Source organism: Pseudomonas sp. GM41(2012), assembly GCF_000282315.2.
Lineage (GTDB): Bacteria > Pseudomonadota > Gammaproteobacteria > Pseudomonadales > Pseudomonadaceae > Aquipseudomonas.
Map to the genome: position 1 here is coordinate 2099781 of NZ_AKJN02000006.1, position 26928 is coordinate 2126708.

The 26928-nt window shown below is 62.5% G+C and carries 4 protein-coding genes and 2 pseudogenes; 1 reads left to right on the top strand and 5 read right to left on the bottom strand.

Annotated elements, in window-relative coordinates; all coding sequences use genetic code 11:
• Window positions 1–151 precede the first annotated feature (151 nt).
• Window positions 152–2629, top strand: a complete 2478-nt coding sequence (locus PMI27_RS16375) for a TonB-dependent siderophore receptor (protein ID WP_008152242.1) — start codon at window positions 152–154, stop codon at window positions 2627–2629.
• A 323-nt stretch (window positions 2630–2952) separates the two neighbouring features.
• Here PMI27_RS16375 and PMI27_RS16370 read toward each other — a convergent pair whose 3' ends face one another.
• From PMI27_RS16370 to PMI27_RS16360, 5 genes and pseudogenes are all read right to left on the bottom strand, one after another.
• Window positions 2953–3909 carry an alpha/beta hydrolase gene (locus PMI27_RS16370; RefSeq protein ID WP_008152244.1) on the bottom strand — a complete coding sequence of 319 codons (957 nt, stop codon included), beginning with the start codon at window positions 3907–3909 and terminating at the stop codon, window positions 2953–2955.
• A 126-nt stretch (window positions 3910–4035) separates the two neighbouring features.
• Window positions 4036–15912, bottom strand: a complete 11877-nt coding sequence (locus PMI27_RS16365) for a non-ribosomal peptide synthetase (RefSeq protein ID WP_008152245.1) — start codon at window positions 15910–15912, stop codon at window positions 4036–4038.
• Window positions 15912–16319, bottom strand: coding sequence for a phosphopantetheine-binding protein (locus PMI27_RS32460; protein ID WP_443200784.1), 408 nt, complete (start codon window positions 16317–16319; stop codon window positions 15912–15914). The genes PMI27_RS16365 and PMI27_RS32460 overlap by 1 nt, the downstream gene beginning before the upstream one ends.
• Window positions 16305–17855 (bottom strand): annotated as a pseudogene (locus PMI27_RS32465) (amino acid adenylation domain-containing protein); the annotation flags it as partial. The gene PMI27_RS32460 and the pseudogene PMI27_RS32465, both read right to left, overlap by 15 nt.
• Window positions 17847–26927 (bottom strand): annotated as a pseudogene (locus PMI27_RS16360) (amino acid adenylation domain-containing protein); the annotation flags it as partial. The pseudogenes PMI27_RS32465 and PMI27_RS16360, both read right to left, overlap by 9 nt.
• Window position 26928 lies beyond the last annotated feature (1 nt).

The following is a 26928-nucleotide window of genomic DNA, read 5'->3' on the forward strand; positions in this document are numbered from 1 at the left end:
TGCTCCTACAAGAGCGGGCGTTTCCTCCTTGTTCCACTCTTCCGAAATTTATTTTCCCGGTTTCTTTCCGGTTTTACGCTCGTGCTGCGTCTAATAATCATTCTTATTAACAAAAACTCTGCACAACACTTTTCAGGAGCTCAGGTAAGTAATGCGACCTCAAACACGCCGCACACCTCTCGCGCTGGCCGTACAGCGCCCGACTTTGCATCGCACCTTGTTCACTAGCGTACTGCTGACCGCCACCTTGCTGGGGAGCTCGATGGCCAATGCTGCACCTGTAAAAGTGAACATTGCAGGTCAATCGCTTTCCAACGCGCTGACCGAGCTGGGCATGCAGACCAATCTGCAAATCCTCTACAGCCCGGATCAGGTTGCAGGGATCAAGTCTCGCGCAGTGTCCGGTTCCCTGGAACCGTCAGACGCCCTGAAGGCCCTGCTGCAAGGCACCGGCATCTCGTTTCAGATCAACGGCAACAGCGTCACCCTGGTGTCCGGCGGCGGCTCGAGCCTGCAACTGGGCGCGACCACCATTTCCGGCCAGGCCCTGGGCCTGACCACTGAGGACACCGGTTCCTACACCACCGGCGCCACCACCACCGCCACCAAGTTGCCGCTGACCCTTCGCGAAACCCCGCAATCGGTGACCGTGGTCACCCGTCAGCAAATGGATGATCGCGGCGCCACCAGCGTCGGCGACGTATTGCGCAACACCCCCGGCGTCACGGCGCAGAAGTACGACAGTGACCGTACCGAGTTTTCCGCCCGTGGCTTCGCCATCACCAACTTCCAGTACGATGGCATCAACCTCCCGTACGACGGCGTTTACGGTGAGAACCCGAACAACAGTGACGACGCCGCCAGCCTCGATCGCGTCGAAGTCATCAAAGGCGCTACCGGCCTGATGACCGGCTCGGGCGACCCCTCCGCCACCGTCAACCTGGTGCGCAAGAAACCGACCAAGGAATTCAAGGCTTCGGTCAGTGCCACCGCCGGTTACTGGGACAACTACCGCACCGAAGGCGACATCTCCGGTTCGCTGAACGATTCCGGCAGCGTGCGCGGCCGCTTCGTCGGTGCCCTTCAGGACAAAGGCTCGTACATCGACCACTACAGTCAAAAGAAAGACTTGTTCTACGGCATCCTCGAAGCCGATCTGACGGACGATACCTTGCTGACCCTGGGCGTCGACAAGTCCAGTGCCACCCCGCGCGGCAGCTCCTGGACCGGTAACTCGCCGTACTTCACCGACGGCGGCCGTACCGACTTCTCTCGCAGTTTCAACCCCGGTGCCGACTGGAGTCGTCGTGATTTCGACAGCGTCACCTACTTCTCGTCGCTGGAACAGGCACTGGCCAATGACTGGAAATTCAAGGCCAGCTTCGACCAGAAAACCACCGACCACGATACCCAACTGGCCTCGGCCAGCGGTGGTTACGCGGACCGCGCCACGGGCGAAGGCAATTACCTTTACTGGGGTCGCTGGGAAGGCCATCGCGTACAGAACACGGCTGATGTGAACGTCTCCGGACCGTTCACCCTGGGCGGTCGCGAGCATGAACTGGTGGCCGGCTTCATGGCATCGCACTCGCGCCAGACTGGCTCGACTTACGACACCAGCGCCTTCGAACTGGTGCCGGGCAGCATCTATGACTGGAACGGCAGCCTGCCGAAACAGGACTTCCCGAAAAACGGCAAGTACGAACGCACCCAGAGCCAGAACGGCCTTTACCTGGCCACGCGCCTGCGTCCGACCGACGACCTGTCGTTCATCCTCGGCAGCCGTCTGAGCACCTTCAAGTACAACGAGGATTACTCTTACTATCCGGGCGGCACCCTCACCGACACCCACGCCAGCTACAAGGAACACGGCGTTGTCACGCCTTACGCCGGTGTGGTCTATGACCTGAACGATACCTACTCGGTCTACGGCAGCTACACCAAGATCTACCAACCTCAGATCAACAAGGACATCAACGGTTCGACCCTGGCACCGGTCGAAGGCGACAGCTACGAAACCGGCCTGAAAGCGGCCTACTTCGAAGGCAAACTGAACGCCAGCCTGGCATTCTTCCGCATTGAGCAGGACAACGTCGCTCAATCAGTCGGCACCGATTTAAATACCGGCGATGGCATTTTCAAAGCCACCGACGGTGCCACCACCAATGGTGTAGAACTGGAACTGGCCGGCGAACTGGCTCAGGACTGGAACGTGTCTGCCGGCTACACCTACGCCCGCACCCGTGACAAGGACGAACAGCGCATCTTCGGTTTCCCGCTGGCCACCAGCAAACCGGAACACGTGATTCGTACGTTCACCACCTACCGCCTGCCCGGCGCGCTGGACCAGTTCACCGTCGGTGGCGGCATCAGCTGGCAGAGCGCGTTTTACGGCCAGAGCTACAGCCCCAACGTCGGCGGTGGCGAGGGCGGCAGCACCATGCTCAAGCAAGGTGGCTACACCCTCGTGGACCTGATGACCCGTTATCAGTACGACGAACACCTGAGCTTCACCGCCAATGCCAACAACGTCTTCGACAAAAGGTACCTGACCGGCCTGGGCAACTTCGGCACCACGTTCTACGGCGAGCCGCGTAACCTGCAGATCACCGCGAAGTATGATTTCTGAGTGGCTGAGCTGAAATGAAAAATGCCCGTATCGCGAGATACGGGCATTTTTTATGAGTGCAAAAAATCAAAAGCCCCCTCACCCCAACCCTCTCCCCAGAGGGGCGAGGGAGCTGACCGAGGCGTTCTTTTGAGGTACTGCGACCTGAGATATCAAGTCGAACTCAGGTTTTGATAAGCATAAAGATCTGCTCCCTTTTCCCCTCTCCCCTCTGGGGAGAGGGCTGGGGTGAGGGGTGGATTTCAGCCTGTGACTACCACTTCTCAAACAACAAAAAACCCGCCACCCCTTTCAACAGAGATGGCAGGCTTCTTCATTTCACCTCAAACCCTCAATCGGACCCATCCTGCTACTTCCGAGTGAATCCCTTCCACTTCACCCAACAACCCCGCCATGCGCATAAAGTCATGGGTCATGCCCGGCTGTTCCAGCAACGTCACCTCATTCCCCGCAGCACGCAGCCGCTCGGCATACGCCAGCCCTTCGTCATGCAACGGATCATGACCCGCCAAATACACCAACGCCGGCGCCACGCCGGACAGATCCTCCGCCAGCAACGGCGAGCAGCGCCAATCGGCCAGGTCCTCGGGCGTACGCCCGTAATGCGCATAGAACCAATCCAGCGTCGGCGTCTCCAGCAAATAACCCTCGGCGAAATCCCGATGCGACGCGCGCTGGGTCGTGGCATCCGTCACCGGGTACACCAACAATTGCGCCTTGGGTTTCAACGCCAGTTCCTCAGGTTCACGCACCGCCATGATCGACAACACCGTCGCCAGCGTCGCCCCCACGCTGTCACCGGCCACGGCCACTCGCGTTGCGTCCAGGCCATGTGCCGCGCCCTCGCGCACCAGCCAATTCCCCGCATCGCAGGCATCTTGCACCGGCGTCGGGAATCGCCATTCCGGCGCCAGGCGATAATCCACCGTCAACAAGGCAAATCCGCCTTGGGAAGCCAACCGCCGGCACAGCGCATCATGGGAATCGAGACTGCCGACCACGTAGCCGCCGCCATGGAAATACAACACCACCGGTTGCAGCCCATCGACCGATTGCCCGTCGCGATACACCCTTGCCGACAGGCTGTGGCCATCTCGCGCGGCGATGGTGAAGTCCTCGCAGGCAACGCTGTCCAGCGGCACATCAAGAAACCCCGACGAGGCTTCGAAATCGATCCGCGCCTGTTGCGGCGACTGTTCATGCATCGCACGACTTTTGCCGTTCATCCGGCCGAACTCGGCGAGTTCGAGAAATGCTTCAAGTTCTGGCAACACAGCCATGGGAAAATCCTTCAACTGAATCAGGTGAAAATCGGGAAGAAACACCGGACCTGTAGGAGCATGGCTTGCCCGCGATAGCGCCCATGAGATCGCCATCGCGGGCAAGCCATGCTCCTACAAAAGTATTTACGCAGTGACCATGCGGTGTTCGAGCAGGTCTTCAAGCTCATCGAGCAACTCGTCCCCACGCAGCAACTCGTAGTGCCCGCCCGCCAACAAGCGATCAACGCCATGGCTACCGACCTGGGCCTCGAACACCCGACGTTCATCGTCGCGTTCGGCCACCCACCAGCGATGCGCCTTGATCTGAATCGCCGGTAGTTGCCGATGCGCCAGGGCCAATTGCTTGAGGCGTGAGCCGGTGGCTAAGATCTGCGTGAGTTCCCCCGCGCCCAACGCGGCTTGCTCATTGGAGCCGTGCATGGCCGCCTCGATCACCGCCGTGGAACCTTCGCGCTCATTCAAATCAGCGGCTTTCAGCGCAATCAGCGCTTGAGCCTCATCGGCCGGCAGACCGAGCACAAATTTCAGGAAGTCGCCCAGGTCCTCGCGCCAGTCCCCCGCTTCTGCGGTGCCCGCCACGTAGCTGTCGACCAGTCCGGCAAACGCGACCGCCTCACCCCGAGTTTCCAGTTCGTGAGCAACCAGTTGCGTCAACGCTCCGCCCAACGACCAGCCCAGCAAGTAATACGGGCCCTTGGCCTGCTGACTGCGAATCCGTTGCGCATAGGCTTGCGCCATCGCCAACAGCGACTCGTCCTGCCAGTGCGGATCAAGCAGCATCCGGCATTGCAGGCCATACACCGTGCGCCGTCCTTCCAGTCGGCGGGCCAGCGGTTCGTAGTCGAACACCGTGCCGAAACCCGCGTGCAGGCAGAACAGCGCCGGCACGTTGGGGATCCGCGCATTCAGCGCCAGCAACGGGTCCGGCGCAGACGCCGGTTCGGCCGCCTGATAACCGCTAAGTTCGGCGATGCACGGTTTCTGCATCAGGTCGCGCAGTTTCAATTCGAAGCCCAGTTGCGGCTGACTACGTACCCGAGAAATGACTTTGAGCACCTGCAACGAGTCGCCGCCGAGTTCGAAGAAGTTGTCGTCGATACCCACTTGCGGCACGCCGAGTACCTCTTGCCAGATCGCGGTCAGCGCCGTTTCCAGTGCGTTGCGCGGCGCGCGATAGCTACCGAGCGCCCATTCAGGCGTAGGCAGTGCGCGACGGTCGAGCTTGCCGTTGGCCGACAGCGGGAAGCGCTCCAGCACCAGGATTCGCGCCGGCACCATGTAGTCCGGCAGTTGCGCTTGCAGTTCAGACTTCAAGCGACGGTCCAGCCCAACAGCACCGGCCGCCACCACATAACCCACCAATTGCTTGCCGGTCGGCGTGTCGTGCACCACCACGGCGGCATCCTGCACCCCCACGCAGTCGCGCAGACGGGCTTCGATCTCGCCCAGTTCGATGCGGAAACCACGGATCTTCACTTGCTGGTCAAGTCGCCCCAGGTAGTCGATCAACCCGCACTCGCGCTGGCGCACCAGATCGCCGGTGCGGTACATGCGGCCACCGGCCTCGAACGGATCGGGGATGAAGCGCTCGGCACTCATGCCGGGACGCTGGTGATAACCGCGCGCCAGGCATTCGCCGCCCAGGTACAACTCGCCGCTGACACCGACCGGCAACGGATTGAGGTCGGCATCCAGCACGTACAAGCCACGCCCGGCCACACCACGACCAATCGGCGCATACGCCGCGTCGCAGGTTTCGCTGACCTCGGCACGCCACAACAGCGGCGTGACCACGGTTTCGGTCGGGCCGTAACCGTTGACCAGACGCTGCGGACGCAGCGCCCGTTTGACCTGCTCGAAACTGGCCTCCGGCACCGCATCACCGCCAAAGCAATACACCTCGACCGCCGGTGGATTGCCCAAACGTTCAGCCACCTCGGCCATCTGTTGCAGGTACGCCGGCGGGAAGCAGGCCACGGTGACATTGTGACGATGCAGCACTTCCAGGGTCTGCTCCGGCGTCCACAGACTGTCATCGCGGATCACCAGGCTGCCGCCGGCCAGCAACACACTCAGCCAACGCTCCTGCGCACCGTCGAAGGCGAACGACATGAAGTGCAACTCGCGGCTGCGCGGTGCCAGTTCGTAGAGCTCGATGATGCCGCGGCAATGCCGGGCAATCGGTCCGCGCGCCACGGCCACGCCTTTCGGTTGGCCGGTGGAACCGGAGGTGTAAATCAGGTACGCGAGGTGTCCCGGCAGCGGACGGGAAACCGGGCATGCGGTGTTGTCAGCAACACCCGATTGATCGAGCAACAGCCGTGGCGGGCTGTCGGCCAGGGTCAGTCGCTCGCCCAGATCACTGTCGCAAAGCAACAGGCTGGCCGCCGAATCGCTCAACATATAAGCCAGCCGCTCGGCCGGATACGCGAGGTCCAAAGGCAGATACGCCGCCCCTGCTTTCAGCACCGCAAGGAACGCAACGATGGTGCGTTCGGAACGCGGCAGCGCCACAGCCACCAGACTTTCCGGCCCGATACCGCGACCGGTCAGTTGCTGCGCCAACCCATTGGCCTGCGCCTCAAGCTGTGCATAACTGACTTGCCGATCTTCGCAGATCAAGGCGACTTTCTGCGGTTGAGTGCGCACATGTTGGTTGAAGGCGTGCAGCAAATCGGCGTTATTGTCGGACACCTGCGGCAGACTCAACCGCGCCTCAGGCAAGCCAATATTGCCAAGCAGACACGTGGCATCCTCCGGCAACGCACGCAACAAACCTTCAAGCTGCGCACGAATCCGCTCCACTTCCACGTCACTGAAGCGATCACGCAGGAACAGGTATTCGACTTCCAGGCCTTCTTCGTTGGCGCTGACCATCAGGTCCATCGGGAAGTTAGTGACACCGCCGCTGCCGACTTCGGCAAAGCGCAGCTCACCTTCCTCACCTCCTTTCAACGCACGGTCCACCGGATGGTTTTCGAACACGATGATGCTGTCGAACAAGCCTTGGCCACCCTGCCCGGCCCAGCGCTGAATGTCCGACAACGGCGTGTGCTCGTAATCGCGGACCATCAGGTTGTAATCCTGCAAGTCACGCAGCCACTCGCCCAACGGCTGTTGCGGATCGAGGGTCTGGATCACCGGCAAAGTATTGATGAACAGGCCAAGCATGTCCTGCGCACCAGCCAACCCGGTCGGACGCCCCGCCACCGTGGCGCCGAACGCGACACTGCGTTGACCGCTGTGACGTTGCAGCAGCAACAACCACGCGCCTTGCACCAGTGTGTTGAGGGTCACGCGCTGACGCTTGGCGAAGCTGTGCAGTTTGCGCGTCGCCTCGGCGTCAAGGTTGCTGTACATCACGCCGTGGCCGGAACCCGCGGCCCCCGAAGCCTTGGCCAGAATGGTCGGCTCTTCAAGCAATGCCAGGCGCTCACGCCAGAAGCCTTCCGCCAGCGCACCGTCCTGACGTTGCAGCCAGGCGATGTAGTCGGCGTAGCGACCGGTCAGGGTCGGCAGCGTGTCGTTGTGGTACAGGCGCAACATGTCGCCCAACAGGCGCGAGGCACTCCAGCCATCCAGCAACAGGTGATGGTAGATCCAGATCATCTGGTAACGGTCATCACCCAGGCGCACCAGGATGAAACGCATCAACGGCGGGCAGCTCAGGTCGAAACCTTTGGCCTGTTCCGCAACCGCCAGTTCGCCCAGCGCCTGTTCGGTGTCGGTGCGGTCACGCCAGTCGAGTTCTTCAATCGGCAACTCGACGTCAGCGAACACCGCTTGCAGCGGATCCGCCAAGCCATCGCGCCAGCGGAATGCCGCACGCAGCACTTCATGACGTTCCACCAGCGTCTGCCAAGCCGCACGGAAACGCGGCACCTGCAAACCGTCCACCGCCACGCTCAACTGGTTGACGTAGGGGTTCAGCTCCGGCGAATCGAGGCAATGGAAGAGCATGCCTTGCTGCATCGGCGACAGCGGATACAAGTCTTGCAGCCCTTCACGGGCAGCCATGTCGATGTGCGGAACCAGCGAAAAAGCTTCGACTTTCGGCGCTTCGATCAACGCGGCTCCACGGCTGGTTGCCACCGCAGCAAGTGCCCGAATGGTCTGCTGCTCGAACAGTTGCTTCGGACTGAACACCAGCCCGCGCTGACCGGCACGACTCACCGCTTGCAGCGAGATGATCGAATCGCCACCGAGTTCGAAGAAGTTCTCGGTGACACCCACCGACTCCAGCCCCAACAGTTCCTGCCAAATCTCCACCAACAACGCTTCGGCCGGCGACGCGGCGGCGACTTGATCGTGGTTCTGCCGAGTGGCTTCAGGCGCTGGCAGGCCTTGGCGATCCAGCTTGCCGTTCGGCGTCAGCGGCAACGCGGCCAGGCACATCAAATGCGCCGGCAGCATGTGCGCCGGCAGACGACTGCGCAGATGCAAAGTCAGCGCTTCACGCAAATCATGCTCATCGGCGAGCGGATCGCGCGGCACCACGTAACCGACCAACTGCCGGCTGACCGGGCCTTCGCGATCGATCACAAAGGCTTCACGCACGCCTTGGTGTTCCAGCAGGCAGGCTTCGATTTCACCGAGTTCGATACGGAAACCGCGAATCTTCACTTGCTGATCAATACGGCCGAGGTATTCAACGACGCCGTCGGCACGGAACCGCGCGAGGTCGCCACTGCGGTACAAACGCGCGCCCGGCACGAACGGATCCGGCACGAAGCGTTCAGCCGTCAGGTCCGGACGTTGATGGTAACCCCGCGCAACGCCCTCGCCGCCCAGGTACAACTCACCCGCCACGCCAACCGGCAACGGCTGCAAACCGCCGTCCAGGATATAGGCGCTGCGGTTGCCGACCGGCCGGCCGATGGGCATGAACGCCGAGTCGAATTCGGTATCCGGATACGCCAGCCAGATCAGCGGCGTGATCACCGTTTCGGTCGGGCCGTAGCCGTTGATCAGGCGCTTGGGTTGCAGCACCTGCTGGACCTCGTCGAACGCATGCTTGGCCATGCCTTCACCGCACGGGGTGTAGGAACGGATCGGCAGATCACGCCCCGCTTCTCCCATGAATTCGGCAATCTGCCCCAAATAGGTCGGGGTGAAGCAGGCAATGGTGATGCCGTGCTTTTCGATCTCAAAGCAGGTGCGCTCCACGCTCCACAACTCGTCGTCGCGGGGCATCACCGCCGAACCGAACACCAGCGGCGTCAGCCAGCGCTCGTGGGCGCCGTCGAAGCTGATCGAGGCAAATTGCAGCTCGCGATCATCCGGGGTCATGCCGTACAACTCGCCTATCGACAGGCAATGCATGGCCAGCGGACCGTGGGCCACGCTGACGCCTTTCGGCCGGCCGGTGGAGCCCGAGGTGTAAATCAGGTACGCGAGGTTTTCACCGCAGGTCAGGTTGACCGGATTGGTTTCCGACATTTGCTCCAGCGGTTCGCGGTCGATTTCCAGCACCGACAGGCCTTGCGGCAAGGGCAGTTTTTCCCGCAGCCACGATTGGCTGATCAGCAGCGAAATGCCGCTGTCTTCCATCAGATAGCGCAGGCGTTCGGCCGGGTACGCCGGGTCCAGCGGCACGTACGCACCGCAGGCCTTGAGGATCGCCAGCAGGCCAATGATCATCTCCGGCGAACGTTGCATCGCCAGGCCGACCCGCACTTCGGGGCCGATGCCCAAGTCGCGAAGACGATGGGCCAGTTGGTTGGCGCGGCGGTTGAGTTGGTCGAAGCTCAATTCCTGGTCATTGAAGATCAGCGCCGTGGCGTCCGGTCGGGCGACGGCCTGAGCCTCGATCAACTGATGCACGCAGAGCGGGTTTTCCGTCGCGGTGAACGCGGGGTTCCACTCGACCAGTTGTTGCGCGCGTTCCGGCGCCGTCAGCAGGTCCAGTTCACTCAATGCAGCCTGTGGCGCGGCGACCATCGCCGCCAGCAGCGCGGCCAGATGCTCACTCATACGAGCAATCGCCTCGCCGCTGAAGTGAGCGCACTGGTAGCTCCAGTTGAGGCTCAGCTGGCTTTCGGCAGTGGCCGCCAGCGTCAGCGGGAAGTTGGTGCGTTCATGGCTCTGCGGGACCTGGAAGCTCAAACCGGCTGGCGCGCCCTGTTGCAGCGCTTCGGCCACCGGGAAGTTTTCGAACACCAGCAGGCTGTCGAACAGCGGTTCACCGGCACGCCCGGCCCAGCGCTGGATGTCACCCAATGCGGTGAATTCATGCTCACGCAGTTCCAGGTTCTGCGCCTGCAAACGGGTCAGCCACTGGCCGACGCTTTCGACGGCGTCCGGCGAGCTGATCACCGGCAAGGTGTTGATGAACAGGCCGAGCTGGCTTTCGGCACCCGGCAAGTCCACCGGCCGCCCCGCCACGGTCGCGCCGAACGCGACGCTGCGTTGACCGCTGTAGCGTTGCAGCAACAGCGCCCATGCGCCCTGGACCAAGGTGTTGAGGGTGACCTTTTGCTGACGGGCAAAGTCGCTGAATTGCTTGCTGGTGGCGACATCGAAGGTCTGGCGGTGGTCGGCAAATTCCGTCGTCGACAGGTTTCTACTGTCGCCATGGGCCAGGCTCTGTGCCAACAAGGTCGGGTTGTCCAAGGTCGCCAGTTGCTCGCGCCAGAACAGTTCGTCAGCCTGCGCATCCTGACGTTGCAGCCAGCCAATGTAATCGGCAAAACGCCCGGTCGGCGCCTGCACTTCTTGCCCGGCATAACGCTGCAGGACTTCGCTCAACAGCAGCGAGTTACTCCAGCCATCGAGCAACAGGTGATGGTGGGTGTAGATCAGTTGCTGACGCTCATCGTCGAGTCGCACCAGGGTCAAACGCATCAACGGCGCCCGGGTAGAGTCGAGTTGCAAGCGTTCGCTGTCGATCAGTTGCACCAACGCTTCGGCCTGATCGCTGCGGTTGCGCCAGTCGAGGCAAGTCATCGGCAATTGCAGGTGACGATGCACCAACTGCACCGGCGCTTCGAAGCCGTCGGGGAAGTGGAAGCTGCTGCGCAGGATCGGATGGGTGTCGAGCACCCCTTGCCATGCGCGGCCCAGCCGTTCGGCATCGAGCCCACGGGCTTCGACGCTGAGCTGGTTCACGTAGGCGCCGGAATCGGATTCGTACAGGCTATGGAACAACAAACCGGCCTGCATCGGCGACAGTGGATACAGGTCCTCGATCTGCGCCGGTGGCACCGGCAGGCCGTCGAGTTGCGCCTGAGTCAGACGCGCCAATGGGAAGTCTGCCGGGGTCACGCCGCCCGCGCCATCGCTCAGGCAGTGGGCGATCAGCGCCAGCAGTTCGCTACGGAAATCGGCGGCCAGCGCTTCGATTTCACGTTGGTCGAAGCATTCGCGGCTGAAGGTCCAGTCGAGTTTCAGTTCGCCGCCATACACCTGACCGTCCACCGACAACCAGTTCGGCAACGGCGCATCCGCCGATTGCGCGGCGCCGCTGGATTCGCGGGCCGGAGTGAACAGTGCGTCTTCGGCAAAGCTCTGGTCGAACTGGCCGAGGTAGTTGAAGGTCACGCGCGCTTGCGGCAGAGCGGCCAGCGCCGCTTGGGTCGCGGCATCGCCCATGTAGCGCAACAGGCCGTAGCCCATGCCTTTGCCGGGGATTTCGCGCAGTTGCTGCTTGATCGCCTTGATCGAACCCGAGAGGTCGGCGGTCGGCGTCAGGCGTACCGGGAACAGACTGGAGAACCAGCCGACGGTGCGGGTCAGGTCGATGTCATCGAACAGCTCTTCGCGGCCATGGCCTTCGAGCTGAATCAGCGCCGATGCGTGGCCGGTCCAGCGGCTGAGGGTGCGGGCCAGTGCGGTCAGCAGCAGGTCGTTGACCTGGGTGCGGTAGATCGCTGGCGCCTGTTGCAGCAACTGGCGAGTCTGCTCGCGGTCCAGGCCGATGCTGACGCCTTGGCGCAAATGCCCAGCCTGACTGGCTTGAGCGTTGGCGGCTGGCAGCGAATCATTGGCGACGCTCAGTTGCGCCTGCCACCAGTTCAGTTCGCCGGCAGCGGTTTCCGAACGGACATAGGCGTCAAGTTTGTCGGCCCAAGCCTGGAAGGCGCTGGTCTTTGGCGGCAGCTCCTGGCCCTGGTAAGCAGCCTGTAAATCTTCCAGCAACACCCGCCAGGACACACCATCCACCGCCAAGTGGTGGATCACCAACAGCAACCGCTGCGAGCCATCCGCCTGAGCGATCAACGCCACGCGCAGCAGCGGCCCGTCTTGCAGACTGAGGCTGCGGTGGGCTTCGTCGCACACCGATTCCAGCGACGCGTCGCTGGCCACGCGGGCGGTCCAGAGCATGTCGATCACATCGGCGCTGTCGGCCCCGACATAGCGCGCCGACCACTTTGTGGGAGCGAGCCTGCTCGCGATAAGGCCAGCACAGGCACCCTTGATGTTGTTTGCTCCCGCGTCATCGCGAGCAGGCTCACTCCCACAGGGATCCTGCAGGGATTGTGGTGTCCCGTCGACCTGACTGAAGCGCAAACGCAGGGCGTCGTGCTGCTTGAGCAGGCGTTGCAATGCGGCTTGCAGGCGCGGCAATTCGAGGGTTTCGCGCGGCACCAGCAGCACGGCCTGGTTCCAGTGCGCGCGTTGCGGGATCGGTTCGTCGAAGAACCAGCGCTGGATCGGCGTGAGTGTTTGCACACCGTCCACCGGCCCTTGTTGCGCCAACGGTGCGGCCTGCTCTTTGACCACGGCGGCCAACGCTTGCAACGTCTGCTGCTGGAACAGATCGCGCGGTTGCAGGCTCAGGCCGGCACGACGAGCACGGCTGACCACTTGAATCGAAATGATCGAGTCGCCGCCCAGTTCAAAGAAATTGTCCTGACGCCCGACCTGCTCCACGCCCAACACGTCCTGCCAGATCTGCGCCAGCACCTGTTCATGTTCGCTGCGGGGCGCCTCGAAGGCGCGCTGGCTGACCTGAGCGGTCGGCGCAGGCAGGCGTTTGCGGTCGAGTTTACCGTTCGGACTCAGCGGCATTTGTTCGATCAGCACGGTCTGCGTCGGCACCATGTAGTCCGGCAGGCTCGCCAGCAGATGACTTTTCAGGGTTTCACGCCACGCGCCTTGCTGCTCGGCATCGGCGCTGACCAACGCGCGATCTAGCGGCACGATATACGCCACCAATTGCTTGCCGCTCGGGCCATCGAGGGCCAGCACCACTGCTTCCTGCACGTCCGAATGCTCTTGCAGACGCGCTTCGATTTCACCCAGTTCGATGCGCAAACCGCGAATCTTCACTTGGTGGTCGATACGGCCGCAGTAGTCGACGGCGCCATCAGTGCGATAGCGCGCCAGGTCACCGGTACGGTACAGACGCTCGCCACTGCCGAACGGGTCAACCACGAAACGTTCCGCAGTCAGCGCGCCGCGACGGTGGTAACCGCGCGCCAGACCGACACCGCCCAGGTACAACTCGCCCACCGCGCCCAACGGCAACGGTTGCAGTTCGCTATCGAGGATGCAGGTGCGCAGGTTGGCGATCGGCCGGCCGATCGGCACGCTGTCGCGCCCCTCTTCCACGCAGGTCCAGTGGGTCACGTCGATGGCCGCTTCGGTCGGGCCATACAGGTTGTAGAGATTGGCTTGCGGCAGACTGCGCAAGGTCTGGCGTTGCAGCTCCATCGGCAGCGCTTCACCGCTGCAGATGATCCGCTGCAGAGAGGTGCAGGCCAGCGCCTCGTCGGCACCGATAAACGCCGAGAGCATCGACGGCACGAAGTGCAGCGTGGTGATCGCCTGTTCGACGATCAACGCGGCGAGGCGTTGCGGATCGCGGTGCTCGCCGGGCGCGGCGATGACCAACGTGGCACCCTTCATCAGCGGCCAGAAAAACTCCCACACCGACACGTCGAAACTGAACGGTGTTTTTTGCAGCACGCGGTCCGTAGGCCGCAAGTTGTAGGCTTGCTGCATCCACTCCAGACGGTTATGCAACGCCACATGGCGGTTGCCCGCGCCTTTAGGTTTGCCGGTGGATCCGGAGGTGTAAATCACGTAGGCGAGGTTTTCTGCGACCGCCAGGTTGGGAAGATCAGTGCCCGGCAAGTCGCTCAGCCAGTCAGCCTCGGCGTGCAGGCACAAGGTACGCACGTTGTCCGGGGTCGGGAGTTGCGCCAGCCGATGTTCCTGAGTCAGCAACAGCGAAATGCCGCTGTCTTCGATCATGTAACTCAGGCGATCAATCGGATACTCAGGGTCCAGCGGCACATAGGCGCCACCGGCCTTGAGAATCGCCAACAGGCCGACAACCATTTCAAACGAACGGTCGCAGGCAATCCCCACCAACACTTCCGGGCCGACACCTTGGGCGCGCAAGTGATGGGCCAAGCGGTTGGCGCGCAGGTTCAGCTCGGCGTAACTCAGGCGCTGGCCCTGGAATACCAGCGCCGTCGCCTCACCGTGTTCTGCCACGCGTGCTTCGAAATGCCGCTGCACGCAGACTTCGCCCGGATAGGTTTGAGCCGTGTCGTTCAGATCATCGAGAATGCGCAGACGCTCGTCGGCATCCAGCAGTGGCAACTCGGCGAGTGGGCATTGCGGATTCGCCAGCACACCGGCCAACAAATTCCGCCAATGACGCGCTAAATGCTCGATGCTCTCGGCGTCGAACAAATCGGTGGCATACGTCAGGCTGGCGAACAGCTTGTCGCCCTCCTCCTGCGTGTCCAGTTGCAGGTCGAATTGCGTGGTGTGCGCCGTGGCGTTCAGCGCCTCGACGCGCAACCCTGCGAGCAAACCGCTGACCGCCGCCGGTTTGGCTTGCTGGTGGTTGAACATCACCTGGAACAATGGGCTATGGCTGAGGCTGCGTTCACCTTGCAGCGCCTGCACCAGACGCTCGAACGGCAAGTCCTGATAATCCTGGGCATCCAGCGAAGCGGCGCGGGTTTGGTCGAGCAATTGGCTGAACGGCAAACGTCCATCGAGCTCGGCACGCATCACCTGGGTGTTGACGAAGAAGCCGATCAAGCCACGGGTTTCCGCGCGATTACGGTTGGCAATCGGCACACCAACGCGCAGGTCGGACTGACCGCTGTAGCGATAGAGCAAAGCCTGGAAGCTCGCCAGCAACAGCATGAACGGTGTGACGCCGCGCTGTTTGGCCAGGCTCATCAAACCGCTGGCCAACGTGGCATCGAGGGCGAAATCCAGACGCTCACCGCGCTGGCTCGGTTGTGCCGGGCGAGGACGGTCGGTGGGCAATTCCAGCAGCGGTTGTTCGCTGCCCAGGGATTCGCGCCACCAGTTGAGTTGACGCTCCAGCTCCCCCGCTTCCATCCAGCGGCGCTGCCACAGGGCGTAATCGGAATACTGAATCGGCAGTGCTTCCAGTGCCGCATTCTGCCCTTGGCAATGCGCGGCGTAGAGCCGGGAGAACTCCTCGACCAAAACACCCATCGACCAACCATCGGTGACGATGTGGTGCAAGGTCAGCAACAGCACATGGTCTTCGGCATCGAGCTGCAACAGGCTGACCCGCAACAGTGGACCGTGCTGCAGATCGAACGGCCGAGCAATGTCCTGCTCGACGCTTTTCATGGCCAGATCGAGACGCTGTTCCTGAGGTTCATCGCGCAGGTCGATCTGTTCGATTGGCAGCGAAGTGAACCCGGCCAGTGTCTGCAGCACCTGACCGTCATCTTCGACGAAACGGCTGCGCAAACTCTGATGCCGCTCCAGCAGCACGTCGAAACTCTGCTGCAACGCCGCGACATTCAGCGGCCCGTGCAGGCGCAGCGCGGCTGGAATGTTGTACGCCGAACTTTGCGGATCGAGCTGCCAGAGAAACCATTGGCGCTGCTGCGCGTACGACAGTTCGAAGCTCGTTTGCGGCTCGGCAGCGGGCGGAATCGGCAGTTGGCCAAAACTCACGCCCTGCTCTTGCATGCGTTGCAGAAACTCGCGGCGCTTGTCGGCAGGCAGGCCGGCGAAGCGGCTGGCGATACGCTGGGCAGTGGTGTGTTCCATCAGTTGATCTCCATCTCGTCGAGAAGCGACTCAAGCGCATCAAGACGTGCATCGTTGTCAGCCGGGGCGTGTTGCCCGGCCATGGCGGCATAAGCCTGAAGGTCGGTGGATTCGAACAGCGCGCGCAGCGGCAGCTCGATGCCCAGCTCCAGTTCCACACGGGCACTGGCCTGGGCGGCGAGCAGCGAATGCCCGCCCAGTTCAAAGAAGTTGTCGCGCCGGCCGATCTGCGCCACGCCCAGCACGCTGGCCCAGATGCCTGCCAGTTGCCGTTCGAGGTCGCCCTCGGGAGCTTCGAACGGTCGCTGCCATTCCTGGGCATCGGGCACCGGCAAGGCCTTGCGGTCGAGCTTGCCGTTGCCGGTCAGCGGCAAGGCATCCAGCAGCAACCAGTGGCTCGGCACCATGTAGTCCGGCAGATCCACCTTGAGCGCGGCGCGCAGGTTGTCGCGCCAGGCGATCGGGTCGTGCGGGGTTTGCTCGGCCACGACGTAAGCGCACAGTTGCGGGCCGCCATCGGCCGAATGCACGCTCAGCACCGCTTGGCGCACGCCCGGTTGGGCCAGCAACGCCGCTTCGATTTCACCCAGTTCGATGCGGAAGCCGCGGATCTTCACTTGCTGGTCGATCCGGCCGAGGTAATCGATGCTGCCGTCGGCACGCTGACGCGCCAGGTCACCGCTGCGATAAAGGCGTTGCGACGTATCGAACGGGCTCGGCACGAAGCGCTCGGCGGTGAGGCCGAAACGTCCGTGATAGCCACGCGCCAGACCAGCGCCGGCGATGTACAACTCGCCCGCCACACCCGCCGGCACCGGTTGCAACTGGCTGTCGAGCAGGTACCAGCGCAGGTCACGGATCGGCAGGCCAATCGGGCTTTGGGCCTTGCCGTCGAGGTCGGCCAGGCGGATCGCACGGTAGGTCACGTGCACCGTGGTTTCGGTGATGCCGTACATGTTGACCAGGGTTGGCTGTTGGTCGCCGAAGCGCTCGAACCATGGACGCAGGCTCGCGACTTCCAACGCTTCGCCGCCGAAAATCACCTGACGCAGCGCCAGGTTTCGCTCGCTGGCGCAGGCAATCGGCAACAACTGGCGGAAAGCGGTCGGGGTCTGGTTCAACACCGTCACGCCTTCATCACAGAGCAAGCGATGGAACTCTTGCGGCTCGCGGCTGATGTAATACGGCACGATCACCAGACGCCCGCCGGTGCACAGCGAACCGAACAGCTCCCACACCGAGAAATCGAAGGCGTAGGAATGGAACAGCGTCCAGACATCGTCCGGGCCAAAGTTGAACTCGTCAGCCGTGGCCGTGAGTAGACGCCCGACGTTGCCGTGACTGAGCAGCGCGCCCTTCGGCCGGCCAGTGGAACCGGAGGTGTAGATCACGTAGGCAAGATTGTCCGGGGTTGCCAGCGCTGGCAGGTTGTCGTCGCTGAAGGCCTCCAGTTGCAATGACTCCAGGCTCAGCACCTGCACGCCGTCGCGGGCCGGCAAACCGTCGATCAAGTGTTGTTGAGTCAGCAGCAACGTGATGCCGCTGTCTTCGATCATGTAGCTCAGGCGCTCGGCCGGGTACTGCGGATCGAGCGGCACATAGGCGCCACCGGCCTTGAGAATCGCCAGCAAGCCGATCACTAGCGGCATCGCCCGCTCAGTGGCGATGCCGACGCGCACCTCGGGGCCGACGCCCTGCTCACGCAGTTTGCGCGCCAGTCGGTTGGCCTGAGCGTTGAGCGCGGCGTAGGTCAGTTGCTCGCCTTCGTAGACTAGCGCGATTGCGTTCGGCCGTTCGGCAACCTGGGCTTCGAACAAGTGGTGCAAGGTTGGCGACGGTGGTTGTGCCTGGAACGTCGGGTTCCAATGCTGGATCAACGCATCGCGCTGTGCGGCCTTGAGCAATGGCAGTTCGGCGACGCGCTGCTGCGGATCGACGACCACCGCGCGCAGCAGGTCCAGCCACTGCTCGGCGAGGCGGTTCATCGACGCCGCGTCGTACAGGTCAGTGGCGTAGGTCAGGCTGGCATCAAGTTCTTCGCCCTGCTCTTGAGTGTCGAGCACCAGATCGAATTGCGTGGTGTGTTGCTGCCAGTGCAGACGTTCGATCTGCAAGTCGGCGACGCTGCGCTCGACGCTCGCGCCCAGTTGTTGCTGGTGGTTGTAGAGCACCTGGAACAATGGGCTGTGATTGAGGCTGCGGTCGGGTTGCAAGGCATCGACCAACTGCTCGAACGGCAAGTCCTGATGGGTCTGAGCGCCCAATGCCACACGCTTGACCTGTTGCAGCAAGGTGCTGAAGGACTGCTGACCATCGATCTCGGCACGCAGCACCTGGGTGTTGATGAAGAAGCCGATCAGGCCTTCGGTTTCGATACGCGAACGCCCGGCGCTCGGCACGCCGACGCTGATGCTCGACTGCCCGCTCTGGCGATGCAGCAAGGTCTGGAAGCTGGCCAGCAACAGCATGAACAGCGTCACCTGTTGTTCCTGTGCGCGTTGACGCAAACCGGCGAGTAATTCGCGGTCAAAGTTCAGCATCAGGCTGGTGCCGCGCTCGCTGCGACGGGCCGGACGGGGCAGTTCGCTCGGCAATTCAAGCGGTGCCTGGCTGCCATCCAGTTGCTCGCGCCACCACGCCAGTTGGCGTGCGCCCTCCCCGGCCTCCAGCCAGTCACGCTGCCAACGGGCGTAGTCGCTGTAGTTCACCGGCAGGCTGTTGAGGTTGGCGGCGTTACCTTCGACGGCAGCCTGATACAGCGCGCTGAACTCATCGACCATGACCTGCATCGACCAGCCATCGGCGGCGATGTGGTGCACGGTGAGCACCAGCACGTGTTCGTCGGTGTTCACTTGCAGCAGCAACACGCGCCACAGCGGACCGTTGCGCAGGTCGAACGGCCGGGCGATTTCTTCGGCTACGGCATTGTCGATCGACGACTGATCGAGCGTGCGTTCATCCAGTTGCAGCTCCAGATTGTCGTGCAGCACCGGACGCGCCTGCTGACCATCCTGCTCAAAGGTTGTGCGCAGGGTTTGGTGACGGGCCTGCAATTGAGTGAAGGCTTCACGCAGGGCTTCGCGATTCAGCGAGCCCTTGAGGCGCAGCGCGGCGGGAATATTGTAGGCCGAGCTTTGCGGGTCCAGTTGCCAGAGAATCCATTGACGCTGTTGGGCATACGACAGAATGGGTGGCTGATCGACCGTTGCACGTAGCAGGACCGGTTGGCCGCTGACGTTCGCCAGTGCGGCACGCTCGGCAAATTCCGCCAGATTCGTCGCGGAGAACAGGCTGCTCACAGAGAGTTCGAGCTGCAACTGCTGACGCACGCGAGAGATCACCTGAAGCACCAGCAACGAGTGCCCGCCCAGTTCGAAGAAGTTGTCGTCACGGCCCACGCGCTCGACCTGCAACACGTCCTGCCAGATCAGCGCGAGTTGCGTTTCCAGCCCTTCGGTCGGGGCCACGAAGTCACGTTGCGCATCGCCTGCTTCAGCGCGCGGCAAGGCTCTGCGATCGAGTTTGCCGTTGTTGTTGAGCGGCAGTCTGGCCAGCAGGATCAGGTGGTTTGGCACCATGTATTCCGGCAGTGACTGACGCAAGACAACTTTGAGGCCTTCCAGATATTCCGTTTCTGAAACCACCGCGCCGCTGGCCACGACATACGCCACCAGTTGCGTGCCGTCCTGAGCGATGACCGCCGCTTCGCGCACGTCCTCACGGGCTTGCAGGCAGGCTTCGATCTCGCCCATTTCAATACGGAAACCGCGAATCTTCACTTGATGGTCGATGCGACCGACGTATTCCAGATTCCCGTCAGCGTTGTAGCGCGCCAGGTCGCCGCTGCGGTACAGCCGCGCGCCCGGCTCACGGGCGAACGGGTCCGGAAGGAAACGTTCGGCGGTCAGCGCCGGGCGGTCGAAGTAGCTTTGCGCCAGGCTGGCCGGGGCACCGATGCACAATTCGCCAACGCCACCGTTGGGCAGCAACTGACCGGCAGCGTCCAGCACGTAAAGCGCCCGACCCGCGATGGCTCGTCCAATCGGGATGCCGAACGCGTCGCTGGCATCTTCGAGACGGCATTCATGAATGCTGGACACCACGGTCGCCTCGGTCGGGCCGTAGGTGTTGAGCAAACGCACATGACTCAAACCGGCCTGATGCCACAAGCGCAGACCTTCGACCGACATCGCTTCGCCGCCGACGTGAACCTGGCGCAGATCACCGAGATTGCGCACCACACCGCTCGCGCATTCACGGGCCAGCAAGTACCAGTAAGCCGCCGGCAAGTCCGCCACGGTCACGCCCTGCTGGACGATTTCGGCGGCGAGGCGGCCGGCGTCCCACAGGTCATCGCCGCGCATGATCAACGCCGCGCCGACGCACAACGCAGGGAAGCACTGCTCGACGAATCCATCGAAACTGAAGGTCGCGAACTGCAACACGCGGTCCGACGCCGACAGCAGCGAATAATCGGCGGCGGTCTGGCAGAACTCGCGCAATGCAGCATGGGCGATGGCCACGCCTTTGGGTTGGCCGGTGGAGCCGGAGGTGTAGATGATGTAGGCAAGATTTTCGGCGACGGGTCCACCGCTATCGCGAGCAAGCTTTGCTCCTACAGGGGGGGTGTGGTTTTGCGGATGTATTTCGGAGTGTTCGGCGCTGTCTTCGAGGGTGAGACGGAGCACGCCTGGCATGTCCTCCAATAGGCCGGGCTCGCACAGCAACACGTCGAGGCGGCTGTCGTCGATCATGTAGGCCAGGCGTTCAGCCGGGTATTTCGGGTCCAGCGGCACATAAGCCGCGCCAGTTTTGAGCACCGCCAGCAGGCTGACGATCAGTTGCGGGCCACGGTTCAGCGCCAGACCGACACGCTTGCCTGGACCGGCGCCGTTGTCGATCAAGCGATGAGCCAGTCGGTTGGCTTGCGCGTTCAATTGGCCGTAGCTCAGGGATTGACCGTCGACCTGCAACGCCAAAGCATCTGGCGTGGCGGCAGCCTGAACGGCAATTTGTTCGTGCACCAAAAGCGTTGTGGATAACTCAACCGAGGTCGGTTGGCTGACCGCGAGCACCGCGCTTTTGCCATCGACATCGAGCAGTTCCAGCGTGCCCAGTGCCGCATCCGGCAGCGCAACCAGTTGCGTCAGCAGGTGCTGCAGATTGGCCGACAACTCAGCGACCTGCGCCGCACTGAATCGCGCCGCGTCGTAGCTGAAATCCAGGCTCAGGCCTTCGCCCAGTTCGATGCCCAGGGTCAGCGGATAGTGCGTGCGTTCGTGGTTGTGCAGGTTGCCGAACGACAGCCCGGCCGGCGCGCCCTGTTTCAGCGCCTCGGCCACCGGGAAGTTTTCAAACACCAGCAGGCTGTCGAACAGCGCCGAACCCTGCTGCCCGGCCCAACCCTGAATGTCGTAAAGCGGCACATGCTCGAACTCGCGCATGGCCAGGTTCAGCCCTTGCAACTCGCCCAGCCATTGGCTGACGGTTTGATCCGGCTTCATCGCGCACACCAGCGGCAGCGTGTTGATGAACAGGCCGAGCTGCTCTTCGATCCCCAGCAGCGGCGCGGATCGGCCGGCCACGGTGGCGCCGAAGACCACGCAGTCCTGGCCGGTGTAGCGATGCAGCAACAGACTCCAGGCCGCTTGCAGCAAGGTGTTGAGGGTGACCTTCTGCTGACGGGCGAACTCGGCCAGACGCTGGGTCGCGCGGCTGTCGAGGGCGACGCGGTATTCCTCACTGCCCTCGGCGCCGACCGGCGGCCGCAAGGCTTCGGCCAGCAACGTCGGCGCTTCGAGCGGTGCCAATGCCGCTTTCCAGAACTGCTCGCCAGCGACGGCCGATTGCTGTTGCAACCAGCCCAGATAATCGCGGTATTGCCCGGTCGGTGCCGGCAGCGATGACCCGGCGACGTAGTGCTGGATCACTTCGGCCAGCAACTGTGCGTTGCTCCAGCCGTCCATCAAAATGTGGTGGCTGGTGTAGATCAGGTGCCAGTCATTTGCGCCCGTGCGGACAAGCTTCAAGCGGAACAGCGGCGCGCTGCCCAGTTCGAAACCCTGAGCACGTTCGGCGTCGGCCAGCTCATCGGCGTCGGTTGCTTCAAGCACTTCAAGCGGCAGCGCCACTTGGCGGACAATCGCCTGATGCGCGGTGTCGAGACCTTGCCAGTGGAAGCTGCTGCGCAGGATGTCGTGATGCTCCAGCGCGGTTTGCCAAGCCTGAGCGAATCGCACTGGATCGAGGCCCTGAATGTCCAGACGCAGCTGACTGATGTAGGCGCCGACTTCGGGTTCGTACAACGTGTGGAACAGCATGCCCTGCTGCATCGGCGACAGTGGATAAAGGTCTTCGAGGGTCGAAACAGCAACCGGCAGTGCATCGAGTTGCACCTGACTGATGCGCGCCAGGGGGAAGTCCGACGGTGTGGCTTGGGTTGCTTCAACGGCGCAGCAGTGATCGATCAACGCGTTGAGTTCCAGCGCGTAATCGTCCGCCAAACGCTGGATGGTCGCGGTGTCGAACATCTCACGGCTGAAGCCCCAGCTCAGCGACAACTCGCCGCCGTAGACCTGGCCTTCGACCGTCAGCCAGTTACCCAATGGGGCCGATGGATCCTGCGCCACGCCATTGCCTTCGGTGGACGGGACAAACATCGCGGCGTCGTCGAACTGACGGTCGAACTGCCCCAGATAGTTGAAGGTGATGCGCGGTTGTGGCAACGCCGCCAATTCGGCGCAAATCGCCGGGGTGCCGAGGTAACGCAGTGCGCCGTAGCCGAGGCCTTTGTCCGGCACGGCGCGTAGTTGTTCCTTGATGGATTTGATCGAAGCACCGAGATCGCTGGACGGCATCAGATTGGCCGGGAACAGGCTGGTGAACCAGCCGACGGTGCGGGTCAGGTCGATGTCGTCGAACAGGTCTTCGCGGCCATGGCCTTCAAGCTGGATCAGCGTGCTGCCCTGCCCGCTCCAGCGGCAAACCGCCCGCGCCAAGGCGGTCAGCAGCAGGTCGTTGACCTGGGTGCGATACGCCGCCGGGGCCTGTTGCAGCAATTTGCGGGTTTGTTCGGTGTCGAGTTTGAATTCGAGTTTTTGTTCGAAGCGGTTTTCCAGCGTGCCGGTTGGGCGGTCGCACGGCAGATCGGTTGGCGCGTTTTTCAGTTGGGTCTGCCAGTGACCGAGGCTGTTTTCAAAGGTTGGCAGATGAGCTTGCAAGCGAGCGACCCAGCGTTGATAGCTGCTGGTTTTCGCCATCGAAGCATGGCTGCCGCTGTAGAACTGCTGAAGGTCTTCCAGCAACACGCGCCAGGAAACACCGTCCACCGCCAAGTGATGAATCACCAGCAGCAGGCGTTGAGTGCCGTCGGCCATCGTCACCAGCAGCGCGCGCATCAGCGGGCCGCTCTGCAAATCGAGGCTGCGTTGGGCTTCGTCGCACAGAACGTTCAACTCCTCGAGCGATTGCGCCTGACGCTGCCACAACACTGATTCAGTGGTGGGCGCAGCGTAAGCCTGCTGCCAGCCGTTTTCGATCTGTTCGTAGCGCAGACGCAAGCTGTCGTGACGCGTCAGCAATTGCTCAAACGCGCGATCCAGCGCCTCGACGTTCAACGCCTCGCGCGGAACGAGCAGCAGTGACTGGTTCCAGTGTTGGCGCTCGGGGATCGCTTGTTCGAAGAACCACTGTTGCACCGGCGCCAACGCCACCGCGCCAACCGCCGGACCTTGATCGATCAACGATTGCTCGCCGCTACGGGCCGCCTGGGCCAGGCTGCGGATGGTCTGGTGCTGGAACAGGTCTTTGGGGCTCAACACGATTCCGGCCTGACGCGCACGGCTGACCACTTGCATGGAAACGATGGAGTCACCGCCCAGTTCAAAGAAGTTATCTTCCAGACCCACATTTTCGATCGCCAACACATCCTGCCAAATCGCCGCGAGGGATTTTTCCATCGCCGTGCGCGGCGCGACGTGTTCGCGCTGTTGCTGCGAGCCGTCAATCGCCGGCAAGGCCTTGCGGTCGAGTTTGCCGTTGGGGGTCAGCGGCAGGTGTTCGAGGAATAGCAGGAACGCCGGGACCATGTAGTCCGGCAGATGCTTACGCAGCGCGGCTTTCAAGGTTTCACGCTGAGTCGTTTGAGCGTCGATGTCGTCCAGAAGCGATGGATCGGTCGGCACGATATAGGCGACCAGTTGCTGACCGTTGATACCGTCCTGCGCCAGCACCGCCAGTTCGCGCACAGCCTCTTGCTGCAACAGCCGCGCTTCGATTTCACCGAGTTCGATGCGGAAACCACGGACCTTGACCTGATGGTCGATACGACCGACGTATTGCAACGCGCCGTCGGCCTGATAACGGGTCAGGTCGCCGGTGCGGTACAGGCGTTCGCCGTTGCTGGCGAACGGGTTCGGTACGTATTTTTCAGCCGTCATGCCCGGACGTGCCAGGTAACCGCGAGTAATGCCGGCGCCTGCCAGGAACAGCTCGGCGGACACGCCTTGCGGCACCGGTTGCAGATCAGCATCGAGCAAATAGCTGGCGGTGTGTTTCAGCGGCCGGCCGATGTTTGCACAGCCAGCTGCCTCGCGACGGGTCCAGGTTGAGTAAGTGGTGTCTTCCGACGGACCGTACAAATCGTAGACATGCTCGACGGTCGACTGCTGATACAACGCGTCGACCAGACTCTGCTTCAACGGCTCGCCGGCGAGGTTGATGATGCGCACACTCGGCGGGATCTGCCCGTCGCGCTGCAACGCATTGATCGCCGACGGCACGGTGTTGATCAGGCGCACCTGATCACGGGCCGGCAGATTCGGCAATTCCAGGGCATTGCGGGCGATGATCAGCGAGCCGCCATTGGCCAGCGTGACAAACAGTTCCCACACCGACAGGTCGAAGCAGACCGACGTCGAGGCCAATACGCCTTGAATGTCTTCGCGGCTATAAACCGATTTCGACCAGTCGATCAGCGCCAGCACATTGCGATGGGCGATGGCCACGCCCTTGGGTTTGCCGGTGGAACCGGAGGTGTAGATCACGTAGGCGAGGTTGTCCGGCGTAACGCAAGTGACCGGCGCGCTACTTGGGTAAGCGGCCCATTCCCTATCGTCCATTAGCAACACTTGGGTGTCGGCGGTGACGGTCAATGTCGCAGCGACCGATTGCTCGGTCAGCAGCACCAGCGCGCGGCTGTCTTCAAGCATGTAGGCAACCCGTTCGGCCGGGTAATCCGGGTCCAGCGGGACGTAAGCGCCGCCGGCCTTGAGTACCGCCAACAACGCTACCAGCAGGTTTTCGGAACGTTGCATCGCCACGCCAACACGGATTTCCGGGCCAACACCCAGTTCGATCAGCTTGTGGGCCAGGCGATTGGCCTGATTATCGAGCTCGGCGTAAGTCAGCTGCTTCGTGGCAAAGGTCACCGCCAACGCAGTCGGGTTCGCGGCGACTTGCTGGCTGATCAGCTCATGAATGCACAGGTCTTGCGGGAAGCTTTCGTCAGCGCGGTTCCAGTCATGCACGATGCGCTGGTATTCGGCGTTCTCAAGCAGCGGCAAATCACTGATGCGCTGCTGCAAATCACTGACCATGCCCTGCAACAAACGCGTCCAGTGCTGCGCCATGCGCGCGATGGTTGCCGCGTCGAACAGGTCGTTGGCGTAAGTCAGCGCGGCGTGCAACTTGCCGCCCTTTTCGTAGGTGTCGAGGGTCAGGTCGAATTGGGTGGTGCGCCCTTCCCACTCGATTACGCCCAGCGCCAAACCGGACGCCGTGCTGACCGTGGAAATGTCCGCAACCTGCGGCTGGTGGTTGTACATCACCTGGAACAGCGGCGTATGGCTGAGGCTGCGTTCCAGTTTCAGCGCCTCGACCAGGCGCTCGAACGGCAAATCCTGATGGGCCTGGGCACCGAGGGCGGTTTCCTTGATGGCGCGCAGTAAATCGTCGACGCGGGTCTGGCCGTCGAGCTGGGTGCGCAGCACCTGGGTGTTGACGAAGAAGCCGATCAGGCCTTCGATTTCGGCGCGGTTGCGGTTGGCAATTGGCACGCCGACGCGGATGTCGGTCTGCCCGGTGTAGCGATGCAGCAGCGCGTTGAAGGCGCCGAGCAACAGCATGAACAGGGTGATGTTGTGCTTCTGCGCCATGGCCCGCAGTTGCTCGGCCAGTTGAGCGTCGACCGCGAATTCGTAGCGGGTGCCGCGATAGCTCGGCATCGCCGGGCGCGGGTGATCGGTGGGCAGTTCCAGCACCGGGTGTTCGTCGCCCAGTTGCGCCTGCCAGTAGTCGAGTTGACGCGCCTGCTCGCCGGCCTCCAGCCAGCGGCGTTGCCACAACGCGTAGTCGCTGTACTGGATCGGCAAGGGCGCGAGTAGCGGTTGGGCGCCCGCCTCGAAGGCGTCGTAGCAGCGGATGAATTCGTCGATCAGCACGTTCATCGACCAGCCGTCGGAAACGATGTGGTGCAGGGTCAATAGGAGGACGTGTTCCTGCTCGGCGAGTTTGAGCAAGGTGACGCGCAGCAGCGGGCCGACCGAAAGATCGAAGGGCAGCACCGATTGTTGCTCGGCCGCTTGGGCGACTGCCCGTTCGCGCTCCGCAGCCGCTAACGCGCTGAAATCCACCTGATCAATGACCAACGGCGCGCTGGCCGGTACTTGCAGCAAGGTGTCGTCGGCCTGGCGCTGGAACACCGTGCGCAGGGTTTCGTGACGTTCAACGAGGCTGGCGAAGGCTTGGTCCAGCGCGGGCAGGTTCAACTGCCCGGTCAGACGCACCGCGCCCGGCAGGTTGTAGGCGCCGCTTTGCGGGTCCAGCTGCCAGAGAAACCACATGCGCTGCTGGGCGTACGACAACGCCTGGCGATCTTCGGCTTCGACGCCGGCAGGAATGGGGAAACGGGCGAAATCAACGCCTTCCTTTTGCAAGGCCGCAAGGAACATCTGGCGCTTTTCCAGGGGCAACCCGATAAACCGGCGAGCAAGTTTCAAGGAGTCTTCAGCATTCATT

Bases quoted from the DNA above. Each gene is read 5' to 3' on its own strand.
- PMI27_RS16375 (WP_008152242.1), top strand. From the start codon at position 152: ATGCGACCTCAAACACGCCGCACACCTCTCGCGCTGGCCGTACAGCGC.
- PMI27_RS16370 (WP_008152244.1), bottom strand. From the start codon at position 3,909: ATGGCTGTGTTGCCAGAACTTGAAGCATTTCTCGAACTCGCCGAGTTC.
- PMI27_RS16365 (WP_008152245.1), bottom strand. From the start codon at position 15,912: ATGGAACACACCACTGCCCAGCGTATCGCCAGCCGCTTCGCCGGCCTG.
- PMI27_RS32460 (WP_443200784.1), bottom strand. From the start codon at position 16,319: ATGGTGCCGAGCCACTGGTTGCTGCTGGATGCCTTGCCGCTGACCGGC.